Annotated in this window: 19 protein-coding genes; 10 read left to right on the top strand and 9 right to left on the bottom strand. The window is 55.5% G+C overall.

What is annotated here, in order from left to right:
• Window positions 1–51 precede the first annotated feature (51 nt).
• Entirely contained in the window at window positions 52–1,020 is a 969-nt protein-coding gene (trxB, locus tag DSD31_RS16960) for a thioredoxin-disulfide reductase (RefSeq protein WP_004860029.1), read from the bottom strand.
• A 535-nt stretch (window positions 1,021–1,555) separates the two neighbouring features.
• On the opposite strand from trxB, the gene lrp reads away from it, so the two are divergent.
• The 9 genes from lrp (at window position 1,556) to DSD31_RS16910 (ending at window position 15,366) form a co-directional block, all read left to right on the top strand.
• A complete protein-coding gene (gene lrp, locus DSD31_RS16950; protein WP_000228469.1) occupies window positions 1,556–2,050 on the top strand; it encodes a leucine-responsive transcriptional regulator Lrp in 495 nt (164 codons plus the stop codon).
• A gap of 135 nt (window positions 2,051–2,185) precedes the next feature.
• On the top strand, window positions 2,186–6,343 hold the full coding sequence (gene ftsK, locus DSD31_RS16945; protein ID WP_113991197.1) for a DNA translocase FtsK: 4,158 nt from the start codon (window positions 2,186–2,188) through the stop codon (window positions 6,341–6,343).
• 123 nt (window positions 6,344–6,466) lie between these two features.
• Window positions 6,467–7,078: an outer membrane lipoprotein periplasmic chaperone LolA gene (gene lolA, locus DSD31_RS16940; RefSeq protein WP_004860037.1), complete on the top strand. Its 612-nt coding sequence runs from the start codon at window positions 6,467–6,469 to the stop codon at window positions 7,076–7,078.
• A gap of 8 nt (window positions 7,079–7,086) precedes the next feature.
• Complete coding sequence (rarA, locus tag DSD31_RS16935; RefSeq protein ID WP_015584803.1) at window positions 7,087–8,430, top strand: replication-associated recombination protein RarA; 1,344 nt, start codon at window positions 7,087–7,089, stop codon at window positions 8,428–8,430.
• 91 nt (window positions 8,431–8,521) lie between these two features.
• Entirely contained in the window at window positions 8,522–9,814 is a 1,293-nt protein-coding gene (serS, locus tag DSD31_RS16930; protein WP_004860040.1) for a serine--tRNA ligase, read from the top strand.
• Between the two features lie 200 nt (window positions 9,815–10,014).
• Complete coding sequence (gene dmsA, locus DSD31_RS16925; RefSeq protein WP_032716974.1) at window positions 10,015–12,453, top strand: dimethylsulfoxide reductase subunit A; 2,439 nt, start codon at window positions 10,015–10,017, stop codon at window positions 12,451–12,453.
• A 10-nt stretch (window positions 12,454–12,463) separates the two neighbouring features.
• Window positions 12,464–13,081, top strand: coding sequence for a DMSO/selenate family reductase complex B subunit (locus DSD31_RS16920; RefSeq protein WP_015584801.1), 618 nt, complete (start codon window positions 12,464–12,466; stop codon window positions 13,079–13,081).
• Between the two features lies 1 nt (window position 13,082).
• Window positions 13,083–13,946, top strand: a complete 864-nt coding sequence (locus DSD31_RS16915; RefSeq protein WP_064359839.1) for a dimethyl sulfoxide reductase anchor subunit family protein — start codon at window positions 13,083–13,085, stop codon at window positions 13,944–13,946.
• Between the two features lie 271 nt (window positions 13,947–14,217).
• On the top strand, window positions 14,218–15,366 hold the full coding sequence (locus tag DSD31_RS16910; protein WP_015584800.1) for an MFS transporter: 1,149 nt from the start codon (window positions 14,218–14,220) through the stop codon (window positions 15,364–15,366).
• Window positions 15,367–15,422: 56 nt separating this feature from the next.
• On the opposite strand, the gene DSD31_RS16905 is transcribed toward DSD31_RS16910, so the two are convergent.
• From DSD31_RS16905 to DSD31_RS16885, 5 genes are read right to left on the bottom strand one after another with little or no spacing between them, the layout of a single operon-like run.
• The gene (locus tag DSD31_RS16905) at window positions 15,423–15,863 is read right to left on the bottom strand and encodes a PTS sugar transporter subunit IIA (RefSeq protein WP_032716976.1); all 441 of its coding nucleotides are present in this window, start codon (window positions 15,861–15,863) and stop codon (window positions 15,423–15,425) included.
• A gap of 52 nt (window positions 15,864–15,915) precedes the next feature.
• Entirely contained in the window at window positions 15,916–16,827 is a 912-nt protein-coding gene (locus DSD31_RS16900; protein ID WP_032716977.1) for a transketolase family protein, read from the bottom strand.
• Entirely contained in the window at window positions 16,827–17,624 is a 798-nt protein-coding gene (locus DSD31_RS16895; RefSeq protein WP_004860052.1) for a transketolase, read from the bottom strand. Before DSD31_RS16895 ends, DSD31_RS16900 begins: the two co-directional genes overlap by 1 nt.
• Before the next feature lie 12 nt (window positions 17,625–17,636).
• Entirely contained in the window at window positions 17,637–18,902 is a 1,266-nt protein-coding gene (locus tag DSD31_RS16890; protein WP_015584799.1) for a PTS ascorbate transporter subunit IIC, read from the bottom strand.
• Window positions 18,903–18,919: 17 nt separating this feature from the next.
• Window positions 18,920–19,195 carry a PTS sugar transporter subunit IIB gene (locus DSD31_RS16885; RefSeq protein WP_015584798.1) on the bottom strand — a complete coding sequence of 92 codons (276 nt, stop codon included), beginning with the start codon at window positions 19,193–19,195 and terminating at the stop codon, window positions 18,920–18,922.
• Window positions 19,196–19,317: 122 nt separating this feature from the next.
• Here DSD31_RS16885 and DSD31_RS16880 point away from each other — a divergent pair, with 122 nt between their 5' ends.
• Entirely contained in the window at window positions 19,318–20,166 is an 849-nt protein-coding gene (locus DSD31_RS16880) for a MurR/RpiR family transcriptional regulator (protein WP_015584797.1), read from the top strand.
• Window positions 20,167–20,255: 89 nt separating this feature from the next.
• Here DSD31_RS16880 and pflA read toward each other — a convergent pair whose 3' ends face one another.
• From pflA to focA, 3 genes are all read right to left on the bottom strand, one after another.
• Entirely contained in the window at window positions 20,256–20,996 is a 741-nt protein-coding gene (gene pflA / locus DSD31_RS16875; RefSeq protein WP_004860059.1) for a pyruvate formate lyase 1-activating protein, read from the bottom strand.
• Between the two features lie 200 nt (window positions 20,997–21,196).
• Window positions 21,197–23,479 (bottom strand): formate C-acetyltransferase, encoded by a 2,283-nt coding sequence (gene pflB / locus DSD31_RS16870; protein WP_004860061.1) that lies wholly within the window; start codon window positions 23,477–23,479, stop codon window positions 21,197–21,199.
• 51 nt (window positions 23,480–23,530) lie between these two features.
• Window positions 23,531–24,388, bottom strand: coding sequence for a formate transporter FocA (gene focA / locus DSD31_RS16865; protein WP_032716980.1), 858 nt, complete (start codon window positions 24,386–24,388; stop codon window positions 23,531–23,533).
• Window positions 24,389–24,403: the final 15 nt, after the last annotated feature.

Here is a 24,403-nt window from a genome sequence, read left to right as displayed (position 1 = left end):
TAAAGGCGACTTTTCGTCGCCTTCTTTACCTTTGTTACTGACTTGTAAAGATTATTTGCACGCGTCAGCTAAACCATCAAGATAACGTTCAGCATCCAGCGCCGCCATACAGCCGGTACCGGCAGAGGTGATGGCCTGGCGATAGATATGGTCCATCACATCACCCGCGGCGAATACGCCCGGAATGCTGGTCTGGGTGGCATTGCCGTGGATCCCGGACTGCACTTTGATATAGCCGTTTTCCAGCGCCAGCTGGCCTTCGAAAATGGCCGTGTTGGGGCTGTGGCCAATCGCGACAAACAGACCAGCGACCTCCAGAGACTCGACATTGTCGGCATTCTGCGTATCACGCAGACGCAGACCGCTGACGCCCATCTGGTCGCCCGTCACTTCTTCCAGCGTGCGATGGGTATGCAGCACGATATTACCGTTGGCCACTTTATCCATCAGACGATTAATCAGGATTTTTTCCGCGCGGAAGGTATCACGGCGGTGAATCAGGTGGACTTCGGACGCGATGTTAGAGAGGTACAGGGCTTCTTCCACCGCGGTATTGCCGCCGCCAATGACGGCCACTTTCTGGTTGCGATAGAAGAATCCGTCACAGGTTGCGCAGGCGGATACGCCGCGTCCTTTGAACGCTTCTTCTGACGGTAGCCCCAGATAGCGTGCTGAAGCGCCGGTGGCGATAATCAGCGCGTCACAGGTGTACTCGCCGCTGTCGCCGACCAGGCGGAAAGGACGGTTTTGCAGATCGACGCTATTGATATGGTCGAAAATAATTTCGGTATCAAATTTCGTCGCATGTTCGTGCATACGTTCCATCAGCAGCGGCCCGGTCAGATCGTTGGGATCGCCCGGCCAGTTTTCCACTTCCGTGGTGGTGGTCAGCTGACCGCCTTTTTCCATGCCGGTAATCAGTACCGGCTGCAGGTTTGCGCGCGCGGCGTAGACTGCAGCGGTATATCCCGCAGGTCCAGAACCAAGAATAAGCAGTTTACTGTGTTTGGTCGTGCCCATGAGATCCCCATAATTTATTGGCATACATTGGGCTGGATTGTAGGGAATTTGTTGTCGTAAAAAAAGAGCGCAGCAGTTTTGTTAACGATATGTGCAATAGAGGCCGCCAATGAACTGGCGATTTTACGTGCGAAGAATATAACTAATTCTACTGTCGGCAGGACAATTATAAGAGGAAAACATGAGAATCACCGGGGGTGGATAATGAATATCTGGCATCTTGTACTAAAAATCGATGTTTTGCTTTGACAATCCCCTGTGCTTTTGCGAAAACATTCATGGAAGACAAAAAGCAGTGTTTCGCGTGCGGCGAATTTTCATGCACGCAAATGCCATTTTTATCCGGGTTAGCGAAATCTACGCATGGTGTGGACAGACGCCATGCGTGATGTCGGTGGCTGCCGTCAGGCAACGGGCTTCTCACGTACCCCTGGGGTTACTCGATGTCGTATACGGGTAAGAACAGGATGGACTCGGGCAGTGAAGGCTCTGAGTCGGAACAGGAGTAGGGAAGGAATACAGAGAGACAATAATAATGGTAGATAGCAAGAAGCGCCCTGGCAAAGATCTCGACCGCATCGATCGTAATATTTTGAATGAGCTTCAAAAAGACGGGCGTATTTCAAACGTCGAACTTTCTAAACGGGTGGGACTTTCCCCGACGCCTTGCCTTGAGCGCGTGCGTCGACTGGAAAGACAGGGTTTTATTCAGGGCTATACGGCGCTGCTCAACCCGCACTATCTGGATGCATCACTTCTGGTATTTGTTGAGATTACTCTGAATCGTGGCGCGCCGGATGTGTTTGAGCAATTTAACGCCGCTGTGCAAAAACTTGAAGAAATTCAAGAGTGTCATCTGGTATCCGGTGATTTCGACTATCTGTTGAAAACCCGCGTGCCGGATATGTCAGCGTATCGCAAATTACTGGGCGAGACCCTGCTACGTCTGCCGGGCGTGAACGACACCCGTACCTACGTGGTAATGGAAGAAGTCAAGCAAAGTAATCGTCTGGTAATTAAGACGCGCTAACACGGAACAGGTGCAAAATCGACGTAGTTTGATTACACTCCTGTTAATCCATACAGCAACAGTGCCGGGGTGACCCGGCACTGTTGTCCGTTTTAGCAGCAGGCAGGAAACAGCCTGATACCTGGAGAGCCTTTTTTGAGCCAGGAATACACCGAAGACAAAGAAGTCAAACTGACCAAGTTAAGCAGCGGGCGCCGACTCCTTGAGGCGTTACTCATCCTTTGCTCCCTGTTTGCCATCTGGCTGATGGCGGCATTACTGAGCTTTAATCCCTCGGATCCTAGCTGGTCGCAAACGGCCTGGCACGAACCTATTCATAACATAGGTGGCATTCCGGGAGCCTGGCTTGCCGATACGCTATTTTTCATTTTTGGCGTAATGGCTTACACCATTCCCGTAATTATTATCGGCGGCTGCTGGTTCGCCTGGCGTAATCAGGCCAGCGACGAGTACATCGACTACTTCGCCGTATCGCTACGCTTAATTGGCGCACTGGCGCTGATTCTGACCTCCTGCGGCCTGGCCGCGATTAACGCCGATGATATCTGGTATTTTGCCTCCGGCGGCGTGATCGGCAGTTTGCTGAGCACCACTCTGCAACCGTTGCTGCACAGCAGCGGCGGCACTATTGCGCTGCTGTGCATCTGGGCGGCAGGTTTAACGCTGTTTACCGGTTGGTCATGGGTCAGCATTGCCGAAAAACTCGGCGGTGCGATTTTGTCTGTTCTGACATTCGCCAGTAACCGTACCCGTCGGGACGATACCTGGGTGGATGAGGACGAATACGAAGACGATGAAGACGACTACGACTACGACGACGCCGTGAAGCCGCAGGAATCTCGTCGTGCGCGCATTTTACGCAGCGCGCTCGCGCGCCGTCAGCGTCTGGCGGAGAAATTCTCCAATCCGATGGGGCGTAAAACCGATGCCGCGCTGTTCTCTGGCAAACGTATGGATGATGCCGAAGAGGATGTGCAGTTCAGCGCCAACGGGGCGCCCGTAGCGGCGGACGATGTACTCTTTTCGGGTTCCAGCGCCGCACGTCCGGGCGATGCTGACGATGTGCTGTTCTCTGGCGCCAGCGCGGCGCGGCCGGGAGATTTTGACCCTTACGATCCGCTATTAAATGGTCACAGCATTGCCGACCCGCTGGCTGCAGCAGCTGCTGCCACCGCAGCGCCACAGGCATGGGCTGAACCGGTAGCTGAGCACGTGCCGCAGCCGGTTTACCAGCCGGAGCCGTCTTATCCGCAGCATCAGGCATATCAGCCTGAGCAGGCGCCGGTGCAGCAGCCGGTTTACCAGCCGGAGCCGTCTTATCCGCAGCATCAGGCGTATCAGCCTGAGCAGGCGCCGGTGCAGCAGCCGGTTTACCAGCCGGAGCCGTCCTACCCGCAGCATCAGGCGTACCAGCCTGAGCAGGCGCCGGTACAGCAGCCGGTTTACCAGCCGGAGCCGTCCTACCCGCAGCATCAGGCGTACCAGCCTGAGCAGGCGCCGGTACAGCAGCCGGTTTACCAGCCGGAGCCGTCCTACCCGCAGCATCAGGCGTACCAGCCCGAGCAGGCGCCGGTGCAGCAGCCGGTTTACCAGCCGGAGCCGTCCTACCCGCAGCATCAGGCGTACCAGCCCGAGCAGGTGCCGGTGCAGCAGCCGGTTTACCAGCCGGAGCCGTCCTACCCGCAGCATCAGGCGTACCAGCCCGAGCAGGCACCGGTGCAGCAGCCGGTTTACCAGCCGGAGCCACCGGCTCCTGCCGTAACGCCTGAGGCTCCGCAGGAAGAGGTGAAGCCACAGCGTCCGCCAATGTATTATTTTGAAGAGGTCGAAGAGAAGCGCGCGCGCGAGCGCGAGCAGCTGGCCGCCTGGTATCAGCCGATCCCTGAACCAGCAAGCCCGGTCGCCACGCGTCCTGTTACACCGCCACCGGTCTCTCCGGTCGAAGCCGCAGCGGTGACCACCCTCGCCGCCGGCGTACACCAGGCGACGAGCGCGGGTGCAACCGCGGCGACGGTCGCTTCCACCGCGTCATCCGCTGCACCGCTGTTCAGTCCGGCATCCGGTGGCCCGCGTGCGCAGGTGAAAGAGGGGATTGGTCCAAAACTGCCGCGTCCTAATCATGTCCGCGTCCCTACGCGCCGTGAGCTGGCATCGTATGGTATTAAACTGCCGTCACAACGTATGGCTGAAGAACGGGCGCGTAAAGCTGAACTCAATCAGGCCTATGACGACGAGCCGTTAACAGATGAAGAAGCGGATGCGCTGGAACAGGACGAACTGGCTCGCCAGTTTGCCGCCACCCAGCAGCAGCGTTACGGCGAAGTCTACGCGCAGGATGAAGAGGATGACTCCGCAGCTGAAGCTGAACTGGCCCGTCAGTTTGCGGCGTCGCAGCAGCAGCGCTACAGCAGCGAACAGCCGCAGGGCGCAACGCCGTTCTCTCCTGCGGATTATGATTTCTCGCCGATGAAAGCGCTGGTCGATGACGGTCCGAGCGAACCGCTGTTCACACCGCTGCCGGAGACACCGCCGCCGGTGCAGCAGTACCAGCAGCCGGCACAGCAGCAACCGGTTCAACAGTATCAACAGCCGGTGCCGTCGTCGCCGGTACAACAACCGTATCAGCAACCTGTGCAGCCGGCTCAACCTCCGCAGATGGCGCAGCAGCCTCAGCCTGCCGCACAGAGCTATCAGCCGCAGCAAGCCCATCAGGGCCACATGCCGCAGCAGACAGCCCCGGTGCCGTCGCAGGATAGCCTGATTCATCCGCTGCTGATGCGTAACGGCAACAGCCAGCCGATGCAACGGCCGACAACGCCGCTGCCGTCGTTGGATCTGCTGACCCCGCCGCCGAGCGAGGTCGAGCCGGTGGATACCTTCGCGCTGGAGCAAATGGCGCGCCTGGTTGAGGCTCGTCTGGCTGACTTCCGCATTAAAGCCGATGTGGTGAACTACTCGCCAGGCCCGGTTATCACCCGCTTCGAACTGAATCTGGCGCCAGGCGTGAAGGCCGCGCGGATTTCAAACCTTTCGCGTGACCTGGCCCGCTCCTTGTCCACCATTGCGGTGCGCGTCGTGGAAGTCATTCCGGGTAAACCGTACGTGGGTCTGGAACTGCCGAATAAAAAACGCCAGACCGTTTATCTGCGAGAAGTGCTGGATAACATGAAATTCCGCGATAACCCGTCGCCGCTTACCGTGGTGCTGGGGAAAGACATCGCCGGCGATCCGGTCGTTGCCGATCTGGCAAAAATGCCGCACCTGCTGGTTGCCGGTACCACTGGTTCCGGTAAATCGGTTGGGGTGAATGCCATGATCCTCAGCATGCTTTATAAAGCGCAGCCGGAAGATGTGCGCTTCATTATGATCGACCCGAAAATGCTTGAACTGTCGGTCTATGAAGGGATCCCGCATCTGCTGACCGAAGTCGTTACCGATATGAAAGACGCCGCTAACGCACTGCGCTGGAGCGTGAATGAAATGGAGCGTCGTTATAAGCTGATGTCGGCGCTGGGCGTGCGTAACCTCGCGGGTTACAACGAGAAAATCGCCGAAGCGGCGCGGATGGGCCGTCCGATTCCGGATCCGTACTGGAAACCGGGCGACAGCATGGACGCCGTGCATCCGGTGCTGGAAAAACTGCCGTATATCGTTGTTCTGGTAGATGAATTCGCCGACCTGATGATGACTGTCGGCAAAAAGGTCGAAGAGCTGATTGCGCGTCTGGCGCAGAAAGCGCGTGCGGCGGGTATTCACCTTGTGCTGGCAACGCAGCGTCCGTCGGTTGACGTGATTACCGGTCTTATTAAAGCGAACATTCCGACGCGTATCGCGTTCACCGTCTCGAGCAAAATTGACTCGCGTACCATCCTCGATCAGGGCGGCGCGGAATCACTGCTGGGGATGGGGGATATGCTTTACTCCGGGCCGAACTCGACCATGCCGGTTCGTGTACACGGCGCGTTTGTTCGCGACCAGGAAGTCCACGCTGTGGTTCAGGACTGGAAAGCGCGCGGGCGTCCGCAGTATGTTGACGGCATTACATCAGATAGCGAAAGCGAAGGCGGCAGCGGCGGCTTTGACGGTGGTGAAGAGCTGGATCCGTTGTTCGATCAGGCGGTGAACTTCGTCACTGAAAAACGTAAAGCCTCTATTTCCGGCGTTCAGCGTCAGTTCCGCATCGGATATAACCGTGCGGCACGTATTATCGAACAGATGGAAGCGCAGGGTATTGTCAGCGAGCAGGGCCATAATGGTAACCGCGAAGTGCTGGCGCCGCCTCCCTTCGAGTAAGTGCAAAGTTGGGTAAATAAGCGCAAAATCAGCCTGTTCTGCTGTTCCGTCGTGCCAGGCGGTCCTACATTAGGAGGCAGAAGAGGCTCCCGCGTCGGGAGTGACGCACATTAAGGAATAACAATGAAAAAACTCGCAATCACCTGTGCATTACTGTCTGGATTTGTCGTGAGCCAGGTTTGGGCGGATGCCGCCAGTGATTTGAAAAGCCGCCTCGATAAAGTGAGCAGCTTCCATGCCAGTTTCACCCAAAAAGTGACCGATGGCAGCGGTAACGCCGTACAGGACGGGCAGGGCGACCTGTGGGTTAAACGTCCGAATCTGTTTAACTGGCATATGACCCAGCCGGATGAAAGCATTCTGGTCTCTGACGGGAAAACCCTGTGGTTCTACAACCCGTTTGTCGAGCAGGCAACCGTCACCTGGCTGAAAGACGCTACCAGCAACACGCCGTTTATGCTGATTGCCCGCAACCAGTCCAACGACTGGCAGCAGTACAACATCAAGCAGAACGGCGATGATTTTGTTCTTACGCCGAAAAGCGGCGGCGGCAACCTGAAGCAGTTTACGATTAACGTTGGCCGCGACGGGACCATCCATCAGTTCAGCGCGGTAGAGCAGGATGACCAGCGCAGCAGCTACCAGCTGAAGTCTCAGCAAAACGGTGCGGTCGATGCATCTAAGTTCACCTTTACACCGCCGAAAGGGGTGACGGTGGACGATCAACGTAAGTAGAGGCGAATGTGAGCAATCTGTCGCTCGATTTTTCCGACAATGCGTTTCAACCTCTGGCCGCCCGCATGCGGCCAGAAAATTTAGCGCAGTACATAGGCCAGCAGCATCTGCTGGCGCCGGGGAAACCTTTGCCGCGGGCGATTGAGGCCGGGCATCTGCATTCGATGATCTTGTGGGGGCCGCCTGGCACCGGCAAAACTACGCTGGCTGAAGTGATTGCTCGCTATGCCAGCGCCGATGTTGAACGGATCTCGGCGGTGACCTCCGGCGTAAAAGAGATCCGCGAAGCGATCGAGCGCGCGAGGCAGAACCGCAATGCCGGACGCCGCACGATTCTGTTCGTTGACGAAGTCCATCGTTTCAATAAAAGCCAGCAGGATGCGTTTTTACCGCATATTGAAGACGGCACCATCACCTTCATCGGCGCGACGACGGAAAACCCCTCTTTTGAACTCAATTCCGCATTGCTATCCCGGGCGCGAGTATATCTGCTGAAATCGTTGTCCAGCGAGGATATTGAGCATGTGCTCACGCAGGCGATGAACGATAAAGATCGTGGCTATGGCGGGCAAAATATCGTGCTGCCGGATGATACCCGCCAGGCTATCGCCGGGCTGGTTAACGGCGATGCGCGCCGGGCGCTTAATACGCTGGAAATGATGGCCGATATGGCAGAGACGGATGCCTCCGGCAACCGGGTGCTGAAAGCGGAACTGCTGACCGAAATTGCCGGTGAACGCAGCGCGCGGTTTGATAATAAAGGCGATCGTTTCTACGATTTGATTTCCGCGCTGCACAAGTCCGTTCGCGGCAGCGCGCCGGATGCGGCGCTGTACTGGTACGCACGAATCATCACCGCCGGCGGCGACCCGCTGTATGTGGCCCGACGCTGCCTGGCGATCGCTTCCGAAGATGTCGGAAATGCTGACCCGCGAGCCATGCAGGTCGCGCTCTCTGCCTGGGACTGTTTTACCCGCGTAGGGCCAGCGGAGGGCGAGCGTGCTATTGCGCAGGCCATCGTTTATCTCGCCTGCGCGCCGAAAAGCAACGCGGTCTACACCGCATTTAAAGCCGCCATGGCCGATGCCCGCGAGCGTCCTGATTACGATGTGCCGGTGCACCTGCGCAACGCGCCAACCCGCCTGATGAAAGAGATGGGCTATGGGCAGGAGTATCGCTATGCCCATGATGAGCCAAACGCCTATGCTGCCGGGGAAGCCTATTTCCCGCAGGAAATGGCCCAAACTCGTTATTATCGGCCTACAAATCGGGGGCTGGAGGGGAAAATTGGCGAAAAGCTCGCCTGGCTTACCGAACAGGATCAAAATAGCCCCATAAAACGCTACCGCTAACAGAGACGTTGCGGTAAGGTTATCAAGATATCCCGGTGGTCGTAGTCTGCGGCCACTTTTCTTTTATTTATTCGATAAGCACAGGATAAGCATGCTCGATCCCAATCTGCTGCGTACCGAGCCAGACGCAGTCGCTGAAAAACTGGCACGCCGGGGCTTTAAGCTGGATGTAGATAAACTGCGCGCTCTGGAAGAGCGTCGTAAAGTTCTGCAGGTTGAAACAGAAAACCTGCAGGCGGAGCGTAACTCCCGATCGAAATCCATTGGCCAGGCGAAAGCGCGCGGGGAAGATATCGAGCCATTACGCCTGGAAGTCAACAAACTGGGCGAACAGCTGGATGCGGCGAAAGCCGAGCTGGACGTGTTACTGGCAGAGATCCGCGATATCGCGCTGACTATCCCTAATATTCCGCACGACGACGTTCCGGCCGGTCGCGACGAAAACGACAACGTTGAAGTCAGCCGCTGGGGTACGCCGCGCGAGTTCGATTTTGACGTCCGCGATCACGTTACGCTGGGCGAAATGCACGGTGGGCTGGACTTTGCCGCAGCCGTTAAGCTGACCGGTTCCCGTTTTGTGGTGATGAAAGGGCAACTGGCCCGTCTGCACCGTGCGCTGGCGCAGTTCATGCTGGATCTGCATACCGAACAGCACGGCTACAGTGAAAACTATGTACCGTACCTGGTCAACCAGGATACGCTTTACGGTACCGGTCAGCTGCCGAAATTTGCCGGCGATCTGTTCCATACGCGTCCGCTGGAAGAAGAAGCCGACAGCAGCAACTATGCGTTGATTCCAACTGCGGAAGTACCGCTGACCAACCTCGTTCGCGATGAGATCATTGACGAAGACGATCTGCCGATCAAAATGACCGCTCACACGCCGTGTTTCCGTTCTGAAGCGGGCTCCTATGGTCGTGATACCCGTGGTCTGATTCGTATGCATCAGTTCGACAAAGTGGAAATGGTGCAGATCGTGCGTCCGGAAGATTCGATGGCGGCGCTGGAAGAGATGACCGGCCATGCGGAAAAAGTTCTGCAGTTGCTGGGTCTGCCATACCGCAAAGTGGCGCTCTGCACCGGCGATATGGGCTTCAGCGCATGCAAAACGTATGATCTGGAAGTCTGGGTTCCGGCACAGAACACCTATCGTGAAATCTCCTCCTGCTCTAACGTCTGGGACTTCCAGGCGCGTCGTATGCAGGCACGCTGCCGCAGCAAGTCCGACAAGAAAACCCGTCTGGTGCATACGCTGAACGGCTCCGGGCTGGCGGTAGGTCGTACCCTGGTTGCGCTGATGGAAAACTATCAGCAGGCGGATGGCCGTATCGAAATCCCGGAAATTCTGCGCCCCTATATGCGTGGCCTCGAATTTATCGGCTGATTTTTTTACCTGTTTCTCAAAAGCGCCTCCGGGCGCTTTTTTTTATCCCCTTATTGATGCCGGGCAATAATCCCCCCGGTGATTCCCCCCATACTCCCTTGGTGTTAACGCAGCATAAAAAACTATAAAAGATTAAATTCGTTATATATGTATCTATATAACGATTGTCAGTGAATTGTGAGCAACCAAAGCGAGTATCCATGAAAATTAAAGCCCCCGATGCTTTACTGGCTGCCGAAGTAAGCCGGCGTGGTTTAATGAAAACCACGGCAATTGGCGGTCTGGCGATGGCCAGCAGCGCATTTACCCTACCGTTTACACGCATTGCCCATGCTGCCGACGCTCTGGCGCCGGTGAATGAAACCGTCACCTGGAGTGCCTGTACCGTGAACTGCGGCAGCCGCTGTCCGCTGCGGATGCATGTGGTTGATGGTGAAATTAAATACGTTGAAACGGATAATACCGGCGATGACAACTATGATGGCCTGCATCAGGTACGCGCCTGTCTGCGCGGGCGTTCCATGCGTCGCCGTGTCTACAACCCCGATCGTCTGAAGTATCCCATGAAGCGCGTTGGCAAGCGCGGGGAAGGAAAATTTGAGCGCATCAGCTGGGAAGAAGCATTCGATACTATCGCCAGCAATATGCAGCGCCTGATTAAAGATTACGGTAACGAATCGATCTATCTGAACTACGGGACCGGAACTCTTGGCGGCACCATGACCCGCTCCTGGCCACCGGGGAAAACGCTCATTGCGCGTCTGATGAACTGCTGCGGCGGTTACCTTAACCACTATGGTGATTATTCATCGGCGCAAATAGCCGCGGGTCTGAATTACACCTACGGCGGCTGGGCCGACGGTAACAGCCCGTCGGATATCGAAAACAGTCAACTGGTGGTGCTGTTCGGTAACAACCCCGGCGAAACGCGGATGAGCGGCGGCGGGGTAACGTACTACCTGGAACAAGCGCGGCAAAAATCCAACGCCCGGATGATCATTGTCGATCCGCGTTACACCGATACCGGCGCCGGCCGTGAAGATGAGTGGATACCGATTCGCCCCGGTACCGACGCCGCGCTGGTTTCCGCGCTCGCCTGGGTGATGATCACCGAAAACCTGGTCGATCAGCCGTTCCTCGATAAATACTGCGTCGGCTATGACGAGAAAACGTTGCCTGCCGATGCGCCGGCCAACGGTCACTACAAGGCTTACATCCTCGGTCAGGGTAGGGACGGCACTGCCAAAACGCCGCAGTGGGCATCGACTATCACCGGGATTCCGGTCGAGCGTATTGTGCAGCTGGCACGCGAAATTGCGACAGCCAAACCTGCCTTTATCAGCCAGGGCTGGGGGCCGCAGCGCCACGCGAATGGTGAAATCGCCACCCGGGCTATCTCGATGCTGTCGATTCTGACCGGAAACGTTGGCATCAACGGAGGGAATACCGGCGCGCGTGAAGGTTCTTACGACCTGCCTTTTGAACGTATGCCGACGCTGGAGAACCCCGTTGAGACCAGTATCTCCATGTTTATGTGGACCGATGCGATTGAACGTGGCCCGGAGATGACGGCGCTGCGTGACGGCGTGCGCGGTAAAGATAAACTGGACGTCCCGATCAAAATGATCTGGAACTATGCCGGTAACTGTCTGATTAACCAGCACTCTGATATCAACCGCACCCATGAAATCCTGCAGGATGATAAGAAGTGCGAGATGATCGTGGTGATCGACTGCCACATGACCTCGTCGGCAAAATATGCCGATATTCTGCTGCCGGACTGCACTGCATCCGAGCAGATGGACTTCGCGCTGGATGCTTCATGCGGCAACATGTCCTACGTCATCTTCACCGACCAGGTGATTAAACCGCGTTTTGAGTGCAAAACGATTTATGACATGACGACGGAACTGGCAAAACGCATGGGCGTGGAGCAGAAGTTTACCGAAGGCCGTACCCAGGAAGGCTGGATGCGTTATCTGCACGAACTTTCCCGCAAGGCTATCCCGGATTTGCCGGACTTCGATACCTTCCGTCAGCAGGGGATTTACAAGCAGCGCGACCCGGAAGGGCATCATGTTGCCTATAAGGCATTCCGTGACAATCCGCAGGCAAATCCGCTGGAGACCCCGTCGGGCAAAATTGAGATCTATTCCCAGGCGCTGGCGCAAATTGCCGCCACCTGGGAACTCCCCGAAGGCGATGTGATCGATCCGCTGCCGATTTATACGCCAGGTTTTGAAAACTATAACGATCCGCTGACGGCGAAATTCCCGCTGCAGCTGACCGGTTTTCACTACAAGTCGCGCGTTCACTCCACCTACGGCAACGTCGATGTGCTGAAGGCCGCCTGTCGTCAGGAGATGTGGATTAACCCACTCGATGCGAAACAACGCGGCATTGCCAACGGCGATCGCATCCGTATTTACAACGATCGCGGTGAAGTGCATATCGAAGCCAAAGTGACGCCGCGAATGATGCCTGGCGTTGTCGCGCTGGGTGAGGGCGCCTGGTATAACCCGGACGCAGGACGCGTGGATCAGGCGGGGAGCATCAACGTGCTCACCACCCAACGCCCGTCGCCTTTGGCGAAAGGTAACCCATCGCACACGAACCTGGTCCAGGTTGAAAAGCTGTAAGGAATAACCGATGACAACTCAATACGGATTTTTTATCGATTCTGCTCGTTGTACCGGTTGTAAAACCTGCGAGCTGGCCTGTAAAGACTTCAAGAACTTAACGCCGGACGTTAGCTTCCGCCGCATTTATGAATATGCGGGCGGTGACTGGCAGGAGGATAACGGCGTCTGGCATCAGAACGTCTTTGCCTATTACTTATCCATCGCCTGTAACCATTGCGAAGACCCGGCCTGTACCAAAGTGTGCCCGAGCGGCGCTATGCATAAACGCGATGACGGTTTTGTCGTGGTTGATGAAGATGTGTGCATCGGCTGTCGCTATTGCCATATGGCCTGCCCGTACGGTGCGCCGCAGTATAATGCGGCGAAAGGGCATATGACCAAGTGTGATGGCTGCTACCAGCGCGTTGCCGAGGGTAAAAAACCGATTTGCGTCGAATCCTGCCCGCTGCGCGCGCTGGACTTTGGCCCGATCGAAGAACTGCGTAAGAAACACGGCGAACTGGCTGCGGTTGCGCCGCTGCCATCCGCGCACTTTACCAAACCCAGTATTGTCATCAAACCGAACGCCAATAGTCGTCCGTGCGGTGATACAACCGGCTATCTGGCCAACCCGAAGGAGGTGTGAGATGGGAAGTGGATGGCATGAATGGCCGCTGATGATCTTCACGGTCTTTGGACAATGTGTGGCGGGCGGTTTTATCGTCCTGGCACTGGCGCTGATGAAAGGCGGTTTGTCGAATGAGCAGCAGCAGCGCGTAGTGCTGAGCATGTTTGGCTTGTGGGTGCTGATGGGGATTGGGTTTATCGCCTCAACGATGCACCTGGGATCGCCGATGCGGGCTTTTAACTCGCTTAACCGGATTGGTGCGTCGTCGTTAAGTAACGAAATTGCCAGCGGAGCCCTCTTTTTCGCCGTCGGCGGAATTGGCTGGCTGCTGGCGGTGGTGAAGAAGCTGCCGGCCGGGCTGCGCAGCCTCTGGCTGGTCGCGACGATGGTGCTGGGTATTCTCTTCGTCTGGATGATGGTGCGGGTGTATAACACCATTGATACCGTACCGACCTGGTATACCGTCTGGACGCCGCTGAGCTTCTTCCTGACGCTGTTTCTCGGCGGCCCGCTGCTGGGCTGTCTACTGCTGCGCGTGGCGGGCGTTGACGGTTGGGCGATGCGTCTGTTGCCGGTGGTCACGCTGCTGGCGCTGGTGGCCAGCGTTATTGTGGCCCTGATGCAAGGCAGCGAGCTGCCGATGATCCACAGCTCTATTCAGCAGGCCTCCGCGTTGGTGCCGGATTATGGCTCACTGATGGCCTGGCGTGTGGTTGCGCTGGTGCTGGCTCTGGCATGCTGGGTTGTTCCGCTGCTCAAAGGCTATCAGCCCGCTGTGCCGCTGTTAAGCCTGGCATTGGTGCTGGTACTGGTCGGCGAGATGGTAGGGCGTGGCATCTTCTACGGTCTGCATATGACGGTCGGCATGGCTATCGCCAGCTGATAAGCTGTTGCGCCAGAACCCCCGGTTCTGGCGCAACAAAAAAGTGCTGTTGATTCATGAAATTTTTCTACTGATATTCCCGCCGTTTATTTTCAATAAATTAATAAAAACAATGGAATAATATAAAGAATAATTCTGTTGTCGCTCCGCTGGATGAAAAACTTCTATCGTTGCCCGTGAAACCGCGTCCCGCCTGATTTCTGGTGGATTGACAATGTTTTTAGCGGTGGCATGATGCGCACGAAATCTAAACTTCCTCACGGTTATATCCATGTCCATCTACACCCGGCCGGTGCAAATGTTGCTCTGCGGCCTGCTTCTGTTGACGCTGGCGATTGCGGTTTTAAATACCCTCGTCCCGCTTTGGCTCGCCCATGAAAATATGCCAACCTGGCAGGTTGGAATGGTGGGCTCGTCCTATTTCACCGGTAACCTGGTCGGGACGCTGCTGGCCGGATGGGTGATTAAGCGTCTGGGATTTAACCGTAGCTATTATCTTGCGTCACTGATCTTTGCGGTGGGCTGCGTCGGACTTGGTATTACCCTCGGTTTCTGGACCTGGTTCAGCTGGCGCTTTCTCGCCGGCGTCGGCTGCGCGATGATTTGGGTAGTGGTCGAAAGCGCGCTGGTTTGCAGCGGAACGTCGCGTAGCCGCGGTCGTCTGCTGGCCGCCTATATGATGGTTTACTATGTGGGAACCGTGCTGGGTCAGCTGATGGTCAGCAAACTGCCGACGGATCTAATGAGCGTGCTGCCGTGGGTGACCGCGCTGACGCTGGCGGCGATTCTGCCGCTGCTGTTTACCCGCGTCGTGAATCAAAGTGATGAACAGCATGAGCCGGCGCGGATCTGGCCAATGCTCAGGCTGCGTCAGGCCCGCCATGGCGTGAACGGCTGCATTATCTCCGGGATTGTTCTTGGGTCGCTGTATGGATTGATGCCGCTGTGGTTGAACCATCAGGGCGTCAGTGACTCCGGCATTGGTTTCTGGATGGCGGTTATGGTCAGCGCAGGTATTTTGGGCCAGTGGCCGATCGGCCGTATGGCCGACCGCTATGGTCGCTTGCTGGTGTTGCGCGTTCAGGTTTTTGTGGTGATTTTAGGCTGCCTGGCAATGCTTAGCGGCGCGGCAATGGCTCCGGCGCTGTTTATCCTTGGCGCATCGGGCTTCACGCTGTACCCGGTAGCAATGGCCTGGGCCTGTGAGAAAGTCGAGCGCCATCAGCTGGTCGCCATGAACCAGGCACTGTTGATGAGCTATACCGTCGGCAGCCTGCTCGGGCCAACCTTCACCGCCATGCTGATGCAGAACTTTTCCGACAACCTGCTATTTATCATGATTGCCAGCGTGTCGTTTATTTATCTGCTGACGCTGCTGCGCAAAGCCGGTCATCATCCGACGCCGGTGGCGCACGCGTAATTTTTCTTCCGGCCTTCGCTACGGTGATAATCAAAGGGGACGTTGTCCCCTTTGATTTATTTACCGCCAGCGACGAGCGCATCAAGTTGGCTCTGATGCTCCACCCTGGTGAGCCGATGCAGCCGATCCCCCTCATCCAGCCAGCAGACTAATCGCTGGATCGTCTGAATATGCTGTTCGCTATCGGCCGCGGCCAGGACGATAATCAGCCGTACATCGGGGTGATCGGGAAACGCCACGGCTTCGGCGCAGCAAACCAGTGAGAGCACGCTGTGCGGGCTCAGAACCCCTTCATCCGGGCGGGCGTGCGGGAGGGCAAATTCCGCAGTGAGTATGTACCAGGGGCCATTTTTCTCGGTGGCGCTGATGATGGCATCCGCATAGCCGGCGCTGATTTTCCCCTGCTGCGCCAGCGGACGGCAGGCCAGCTTAATCGCGCCGCGCCAGTCCAGACCACGCTCGGTGTACTGACAAGCGGCAAATAATTTTTCATCCATGTCGGCTCCTCAAATAGCGAGCCGGTCAGTGGGCGACCGGCTCGTGCGACGGTCAGCGAAGCGCGTTATACAGCGCCTCGCCGGAGATGCCGTATTTTGCCTTGAGCTGCCGGCTGTTGCCCGACTCGGTGAAGGTATCCTGCGTTCCCAGGCGCGTCAGGCGCGCCGGATGGGCCGCCTGGGCCATCGCTTCGGCTACCTGGCCGCCAAGGCCGCCGTTTACCGTGTGATTCTCCAGCGTGGCGATCTGCGGACAGTCTGCTACCAGCGCATAAAACTCCTGCTGGTTAAACGGTTTGAGCGTCGCCACGTGGATGAGCTTGCCTTTCTTGCCGCTGGCAACCAGCTTTTCATAGCCTTCGCTGGCCTGTTCCAGCACCGTGCCCTCAAAGAGAATGGCGAACTCGTTGCCGCTGCTGGCGATAGCCGCGATATCGGTGACCCGGGGTATCACGCTCTTATCGCGCACCGGCATCGGTTCACGCGCCACGCGGATATAAACCGGGCCTTTGATTTTTGCCGCCTGCTCAAAGGCGTCGGCTATTTCTTCGGCATCGGCCGGCGTCAGGATCGTCAGGCCCGGCAGCACGCGGGTCAGGGCAAGATCCTCCAGCGCGTGGTGCGAGGCGCCGTCCGGGCCGTCATCCATCCCCGGATGGCTACCCACCAGCTTGACGTTGGCTTTGGCGTAGCAGGCCTGTCGCAGCTGGGTCCATGCCGTCCCCGTCACAAACATCGCAAAATTGACATAGAAGGGGATATAGCCCTCAAGCGCCTGACCCACGGCAAAACTCATCGCTGAACCTTCCGCGATCCCCATTTCGAAGAAGGCCTCCGGGTAGCGCGCCTGAAACTGGTCGGTGCGGGTTGAACTGGCTAAGTCACTATCGATAGCGACGATGGGGTAGCCTTTTTCTTTCAGGGCAATCAGTGCATTACCGATCTCATCACGCGGTGCTTTCATCACTGTAACTCCTCCATTGCCTGCTGGTATTGTTCTGTGGTCGGGGTTTTTGAGTGCCAGTCGCCGTTATTTTCCATATAGCTGACGCCGGAGCCCTTGGTGGTATGGGCAACGATGGCTACCGGCTTGCCTTTCAGATGGCGGGAGAGCATCAGGGTGTCGGCCACCTGGTGCATATCATTACCGTTATGCAGCTCCAGCACGTGCCAGCCGAAGCTGCGGATCTTATCCGCCAGCGGCTCGAGATTAACCACCTCATTGACCGGATCGTGGGAAGAGAAGCCGTTGTAATCGATAATCGCGACCAGATTATCCATTTTCATATGCCCGGCCTGCTGTAAAGTTTCCCAGATTTGCCCTTCGTGCATTTCGCCATCGCCGATGATGGCAAATACCCGATGAGGCTCGTCGCGGCGCTTTTTAGCGGCCGCCATACCGAAGGCGACGGATAGCCCCTGGCCGAGCAAACCGGTCGTCGCATCGACATCCGGCAGCGATTTTATGCTGGGGTGTCCCTGCAGGCGCGAATTGATCTGGCGGAAGGTATTGAACTCGCTGCGATCGATTTTCCCTTTTTGGTAAAGCATGGCGTACTGCGCGGCAACGGCGTGCCCTTTGCTCATAACGACGCGCGCGCGGGGCGAGGCCGCCAGGTCAACCTCCTGATAATAGATCCAGGTGAGGATATCGATTATCGATAAGGCGCCGCCCGGGTGGCCAATGCCGGACTCATAAATCATCGTGACAATATCGCGGCGAGCGGCGAGCGCATGGGACTTCAGTTCATCAATGTTCATGTGGTTTCCTTCTTATGGCAGCATTTTGCCGATGTAGTACACAACCAGGCCCAGGGCGACAAAGTCGGTTTCCGGGAAACTGGTTCCCGACAGGCCGACGGACTCCATGATGGGGTAGATCAACGCAGGACCGATGCCGATCAGGATCCCGGTGACGAAGCTGCCGGCGATGGCCCCTTTCCAGCCGCCGGAGGCATTACCAAATACCGCTGCGGTGGCGCCGATAAAGAAGTAGGGGATCGCCACCGGAATAATGACGGTTTGCCCGAGGATCGCCAGAAAGCCCATCACCACCAGCCCGCCAACAAATGAAGAGATAAATCCCAGTACCGTGGCGGTTGGCGCATACGGGAAAACGACCGGGCAATCGAGGGCGGGTTTGGCGTTGGGAATGAATTTCTCCGAAATGCCGAGGAAGGCCGGGACAATTTCAGACAGCAGCAGGCGTACCCCGGTAATGATGATGTACAGAGACGCGGTGAAAGTGAGCGACTGGAACAGAGGGTAAACCAGCCAGTGCATTCCGCCAGCCGCCGCCGTGACCGCCGCTTTCCCGGCGGCGAGCGCCGCAATGTAATAGAAAATACTGACCGAGATTGATACGGAGACGATGTAATCTTTAAAGATCCCCAGCCAGCCGGGCAGGTTCAGCTTTTCGGTCGACTGTTTAGGATCGCCCACCTTTGAACCGATCCATCCGGATGCCGCGTAGGCCAGCGTCACATAGTGCCCCATCGCAATTTCATCATTACCGGTGATTTTTCTCATCCACGGCTGGGCAATTGCCGGGTACAGACAGGCGGCCAGCCCCAGCAGGATTGAACCGACAATAATGGTGGTCATGTCGCTATAGCCGAGCGCTTTCAAGGTGACGGTCAGCAGGGCCGAGAGATAGAGATTATGCTGTCCGGTGAGAAAGATGTATTTGAAAGGGGTCACGCGGGCAAAGAACAGGTTCCAGCCAAAACCAATCACCATAATCAGCGAGACGCACATCGCGAATTTAGTTTGCGCCAGCCCGGTCAGCGCTTCCGCCAGCGGCATCACGCCTTTCAGACCAAAGCCATCGCTAAATAATGTCTGAAAATTGCCGAGAGAGGTCACGGCCAGCCCGGCCCCGCCGGCAAAAACCAGAAAGCCGACAATGGTTTTGAAAGTCCCGGAGAGCACTTTTTCAATGGGCTTTCGTTGGATCAATAAGCCAATTAATGCGATAAAACCAACTAAAAGTGGGGTGACGCCCAGAATGTCGAATACAATAAATCTGAGGAAATCCATATTGCCTCCGGGAGAGGTTAGTTGTGCTGGATTACGCGGATAAGCGCTGATTCCATTTCTTCACTGTTCATCAGGTCGGTGATACCGATAGCGTTAAATCCGGCAGCTTCGACTTCCTCGGTGAGATCGCGCATCGTGATCACGAAATCAATATCTCGCCAGGTTCGTAACCCGGAGAGGACGTCGTGTTCCAGCTCGATATCCCAGCCGTGTTTATCGATGATTTTTTGTGCTTTTATTTTGAGCATTAAGGAACTGCCCATACCGGTGCGACAGACGATGAGACCTTTCATGAGATGTTCTCCTGTTTGTAAAAATAATTATTTTTATTTGTTTGTGTGAGATAATAATTATTATCTTTAGCGCGAAACGAAAGATGTGACTGTGTTTGCATTTTGAGCAAGAAAGGCAAAAAATGAGCCAGATAGATAACAACCTGTTGATAAACATACGAAATGGGTCTTCAGAACTCAGCCCGATACTGGAGAAAGTGGGCCGTTTTATTGCGGAAAATCCTGATTTTGTGATGCGGCATACGATTTCAGAACTGGCCGACTCTGTTGACACCAGCGAGGGCAGCATCACCCGTTTTTGTCGGGCGTTTGGATTTAAAGGTTTCTCCGATTTCAGAACGGCGCTGGCGGTTGAGCAGGGGGCTGCCCGCCCGGAAGCCGGCGATGACGACGATATTGCGCCGGTGCTGGCGAGCATTCGCGATAGCAATACCATTATCGATGCTCAGGAGCTGCAAAGCGCAGCGGTGTGGCTGAATGCGCTGAATAACATCGCTATTTATGCGGTGGGTACGGCGGTGCCCGTTGCCCTGTTTCTGCAAATGAATTTAATCAACATGGGCAAAGTTGCCAGCTTCGTCGATCGCTCTTATCCGGCGGCGATCCCGATAGCAACCGATCGGCAAAAGACGGGAATTATCGTCGTGCATACCGAACAGGCCTCGGCGGATATGATCCAGGCTTTGACGCTGGCGAAGCAGCAGGGGGTGAAAATATTGTCGCTGACCCGCGGCACGTTTACGCCGCTGGCCCGTTTATCGGACTGGAACCTGCAGGCCGCGGTGGCTTTACAGGGAGAAGGTGAATCAGGATTTGCCGAAATTGCGGGGGCAATGATGGTTGCCGATCGAATGCTTCGCGCGCTGGAGGAGCAGGATGAGCGCTATGCGGAATATCGTAAGGCGCATCAGAAACGCATTTTCTCGATTGAAAGCGTGGCGAATAAGCTGTCGCAATACTTTATGTCGTAATGCTTGCCGAAGCGTTTTCCACCCGGATAAGACGTTCTGCGTCGCTATCCGGGGAAAATTCTGCTTAGCCGGCCACGCCGTCCGTCGGCTTAGTACATGACCTTATGGCCATACTGCTCGAGAATGCCTTTGACCCGATCCATGGTCTCTTTCTTAGGCGGATGTACGCCATCCAGCTTGTACTCTTCACCCATCGCTACCCATTTGTGCTTGCCTAACTCGTGATAGGGCAGCAGTTCGATTTTTTCGACATTGCCCATATCGCGGGTAAACTCGCCGAGGCGGTGCGCGGAATCATCATCGTCAGACCAGCCGGGAACCACCACGTAACGAATCCAGACTTTGATGTTTTTATTCGATAAGTAGCGGGCAAACTCCAGCGTACGGTGGTTAGACACGCCAACCAGATTCTGATGGATCTCATCATTCATCTGTTTGAGGTCGAGCATGACCAGATCGGTCACTTCAAGCAGCTCGTCAATAACCGGGTCGTAGCGACGAACGAAGCCGTTGGTATCGAGGCAGGTATGAATGCCTTCTTTGCGGCAGGCGCGGAACCAGTCGCGCACGAACTCGGCCTGCAAAATGGCCTCACCGCCGGACGCGGTCACGCCGCCGCCGGAAGCGTTCATAAAGTGGCGATAGGTTACAACCTCTTTCATCAGGCTTTCGACGGTGACTTCGGTGCCGCCGTGGGTATCCCAGGTGTCACGGTTGTGGCAATACAGGCAGCGCATCAGGCAGCCCTGGAAGAAGGTGATAAAGCGGATCCCGGGGCCATCGACGGTGCCGCAGGATTCAAAGGAGTGAATACGACCAATAGTTGACATTGCGGTGATATCTCCAGATTCGGCCCGTCCGGGGCCTGTGATGCACAGCTCAAACCGGCTGTGTTAAGTCTGTTTTGGCTGTTATCCATGCAGTATAGATAGCGGGCAAAAGAGACTGTAGTACGGGAGGTGCTAAAAAGGCCCCACTTACGTGGAGCCTTTATTGTACGCTTTTTAAATCGCGATTTCAGTCACAACCATTACATGGTCTGAGTGAAGGTACGAGTGATAACGTCCTGCTGCTGTTCTTTAGTCAGGGAGTTAAAACGTACTGCATAGCCAGATACACGGATGGTCAGCTGCGGATATTTTTCCGGGTTTTCCATCGCGTCGAGCAGCATTTCGCGGTTCATGACGTTGACGTTCAGGTGCTGACCGCCCTCGATTGACGCTTCGTGGTGGAAGTAACCATCCATCAGGCCTGCAAGGTTGGTTTTACGCACTTCGTCGTCTTTACCCAGCGCGTTCGGCACGATAGAGAAGGTGTAAGAAATACCATCTTTCGCGTAAGCAAACGGCAGTTTAGCAACGGAGGTCAGAGAGGCAACAGCACCTTTCTGGTCACGGCCGTGCATTGGGTTAGCACCTGGTCCGAACGGCGCGCCAGCACGACGACCGTCAGGGGTATTACCTGTTTTCTTACCATAAACCACGTTAGAGGTGATGGTCAGAACGGACTGAGTCGGGATAGCGTTACGATAGGTAGTGAGTTTCTGAATTTTCTTCATGAAACGTTCTACCAGGTCAACCGCCATGTCATCAACGCGAGAATCGTTGTTACCGAACTGCGGGTATTCACCTTCGATTTCGAAGTCAACGGCCAGGCCGTCTTCGTCACGAATCGGTTTAACTTTCGCATATTTGATAGCAGACAGGGAGTCAGCCGCAACGGACAGGCCAGCAATACCGCATGCCATGGTACGAATGACGTCACGGTCGTGCAGCGCCATCAGAGAGGCTTCGTAGCTGTACTTGTCGTGCATGTAATGGATAATGTTCAGGGCGGTGACATACTGCTTAGCCAGCCAGTCCATGAAGTGATCCATACGCTCCATCACTTCGTCGAAGTTCAGAACGTCGCCTTTGATTGGTTCAGATTTCGGACCAACCTGCATTTTCAGTTTTTCATCAACGCCGCCGTTGATAGCGTACAGCATAGTTTTCGCGAGGTTAGCACGAGCACCGAAGAACTGCATTTGCTTACCAACAACCATCGGGCTTACGCAGCATGCGATAGCGTAGTCGTCGTTGTTGAAGTCCGGACGCATCAGGTCATCGTTCTCGTACTGCAGAGAAGAGGTATCGATAGACACTTTAGCGGCGAATTTCTTGAAGTTCAGCGGCAGTTTTTCAGACCACAGAACGGTGATGTTCGGCTCCGGAGAAGGACCCATGGTGTACAGGGTGTTCAGGAAGCGGAAGCTGTTTTTGGTGACCAGGGTACGGCCGTCAACGCCCATACCACCGATGGATTCAGTTGCCCAAATCGGGTCGCCGGAGAACAGTTCATCATATTCCGGAGTACGCAGGAAGCGAACCATACGCAGTTTCATGACCAGGTGGTCAATCATTTCCTGAGCGTCTTGTTCAGTGATTTTGCCTGCTTTCAGGTCACGTTCGATGTAAGCATCCAGGAAGGTGGATACGCGACCGAAGGACATTGCTGCACCGTTCTGAGACTTAACTGCGGCCAGGTAGCCGAAGTAGGTCCACTGGATAGCTTCCTGCGCGTTGGTTGCCGGACCTGAGATATCGCAGCCGTATTTCGCTGCCATTTCTTTGATCTGACCCAGAGCGCGGTGCTGTTCAGAGATCTCTTCACGCAGACGGATAGTCGCTTCCAGGTTTACGCCGTTTTCCAGGTCAGACTGCAGAGACAGGAACTGTGCGTATTTGTCTTTCATCAGGAAGTCGATACCGTACAGCGCAACGCGACGGTAGTCACCGATGATACGGCCACGGCCATACGCATCCGGCAGACCAGTCAGAACGCCAGACTTACGGCAGTTCAGAATGTCTTTGGTGTACACATCGAATACACCCTGGTTATGGGTTTTACGGTATTCGGTGAAGATTTTTTTCAGCATCGGGTCCAGTTCGCGATCGTACGCTTTGCAGGAACCTTCAACCATTTTGATGCCGCCGAACGGGATAATCGCACGTTTCAGAGGCTTTTCAGTCTGCAGACCAACGATTTTCTCAAGAGCTTTGTTGATGTAGCCCGCGTCATGAGACGTGATGGTGGATGCAAGGGAAGTGTCGAAGTCAACAGGCGCGTGAGTGCGGTTTTCCTGTTTAACACCTTCCATAACGTTGTCCCACAGCTTGGTTGTCGCTTCAGTTGCGCCAGCCAGGAAGGACTCGTCGCCTTCATACGGGGTATAGTTTTTCTGGATAAAGTCACGTACGTTGACTTCTTTCTGCCAGTCACCTTTCGCGAAACCTTCCCAGGCTGTGGCTAACTTTTCATTAAGCTCGGACATGTAACACCTACCTTCTTAAGTGGATTTTTTATTTACTGCCTGAAACGGCCCTTAGTGATGGTCGTCGCCACGCAGGTAAATGACCCAGTATGTCAACCCAACCAGCAGACCACCGCCGATAATGTTCCCGATAGTTACCGGAATCAGGTTATCAGTAATGAAGTTCATCACGGTCAGGTGAGAGAAATTATCCGGAGCAGAACCAATCGCGGTCCAGAATTCCGGGGTTGCAAAGTCGCGAATTACGATACCCAGCGGGATCATAAACATGTTAGCGATACTGTGCTCAAAGCCGCTGGCAACAAACATCGCCACCGGTAAAACCATAATCATGGCTTTATCCATCAGGCTGCGGCCGGAGTAGCTCATCCACACCGCCAGACAGACCATCAGGTTAGCCAGGATACCCAGACACACGGCTTCAATAAATGTATGGTGCATTTTGTGGTCGGCGGTTTGCAGGACGTTCAGGCCCCATGCACCGTTGGCGGTCATATACTCGCCAGATAACCACATCAGCAATACAAACAGCAGTGCACCTATCAGGTTACCAACATAGACGTTGAGCCAGTTTCTTGCCAGTTGACCCCAGGTAATTCGTCCGCTGGCTTTCGCCACGACGATAAGTACGGTGGAGGTAAACAGGTCGGCACCGCAGATGACGCAAAGAATCAGGCCGAGTGAAAAGCAGATCCCCCCGATCAGTTTAGCAATTCCGAAAGGCATCGCGGCAGTGCCGGTTGTCGCCGTAATATAGAAGACAAAAGCAATGGAAATGAAAACACCAGCGGTAATCGCCAGATAAAACGTCTTCATCGGGTGCTTTGTCGCTTTGTAGACACCTGCTTCTTCGGCGACTTTCGCCATGGCTGCAGGGAGTAAAAGATCAAAAGGGTTGTCAGCTTTCACACTAACTCTCTCTTT

The organism is Klebsiella sp. X13 (genome assembly GCF_003323835.1).
Taxonomy (GTDB): domain Bacteria; phylum Pseudomonadota; class Gammaproteobacteria; order Enterobacterales; family Enterobacteriaceae; genus Klebsiella; species Klebsiella ornithinolytica.
Note: the sequence above shows the minus strand (reverse complement) of the source record. Positions and strands in the feature narration are given on the sequence as shown.

Excerpts from the sequence above, each read along its gene's own strand:
- DSD31_RS16915 (WP_064359839.1), top strand. The coding sequence starts at position 13,083 with ATGGGAAGTGGATGGCATGAATGGCCGCTGATGATCTTCACGGTCTTT.
- lrp (WP_000228469.1), top strand. The coding sequence starts at position 1,556 with ATGGTAGATAGCAAGAAGCGCCCTGGCAAAGATCTCGACCGCATCGAT.
- pflB (WP_004860061.1), bottom strand. The coding sequence starts at position 23,479 with ATGTCCGAGCTTAATGAAAAGTTAGCCACAGCCTGGGAAGGTTTCGCG.
- DSD31_RS16885 (WP_015584798.1), bottom strand. The coding sequence starts at position 19,195 with ATGAAAGGTCTCATCGTCTGTCGCACCGGTATGGGCAGTTCCTTAATG.
- lolA (WP_004860037.1), top strand. The coding sequence starts at position 6,467 with ATGAAAAAACTCGCAATCACCTGTGCATTACTGTCTGGATTTGTCGTG.
- DSD31_RS16895 (WP_004860052.1), bottom strand. The coding sequence starts at position 17,624 with ATGAACATTGATGAACTGAAGTCCCATGCGCTCGCCGCTCGCCGCGAT.
- dmsA (WP_032716974.1), top strand. The coding sequence starts at position 10,015 with ATGAAAATTAAAGCCCCCGATGCTTTACTGGCTGCCGAAGTAAGCCGG.
- DSD31_RS16890 (WP_015584799.1), bottom strand. The coding sequence starts at position 18,902 with ATGGATTTCCTCAGATTTATTGTATTCGACATTCTGGGCGTCACCCCA.
- DSD31_RS16905 (WP_032716976.1), bottom strand. The coding sequence starts at position 15,863 with ATGGATGAAAAATTATTTGCCGCTTGTCAGTACACCGAGCGTGGTCTG.
- serS (WP_004860040.1), top strand. The coding sequence starts at position 8,522 with ATGCTCGATCCCAATCTGCTGCGTACCGAGCCAGACGCAGTCGCTGAA.
- DSD31_RS16880 (WP_015584797.1), top strand. The coding sequence starts at position 19,318 with ATGAGCCAGATAGATAACAACCTGTTGATAAACATACGAAATGGGTCT.
- trxB (WP_004860029.1), bottom strand. The coding sequence starts at position 1,020 with ATGGGCACGACCAAACACAGTAAACTGCTTATTCTTGGTTCTGGACCT.
- DSD31_RS16900 (WP_032716977.1), bottom strand. The coding sequence starts at position 16,827 with ATGAAAGCACCGCGTGATGAGATCGGTAATGCACTGATTGCCCTGAAA.
- pflA (WP_004860059.1), bottom strand. The coding sequence starts at position 20,996 with ATGTCAACTATTGGTCGTATTCACTCCTTTGAATCCTGCGGCACCGTC.
- DSD31_RS16920 (WP_015584801.1), top strand. The coding sequence starts at position 12,464 with ATGACAACTCAATACGGATTTTTTATCGATTCTGCTCGTTGTACCGGT.
- DSD31_RS16910 (WP_015584800.1), top strand. The coding sequence starts at position 14,218 with ATGTCCATCTACACCCGGCCGGTGCAAATGTTGCTCTGCGGCCTGCTT.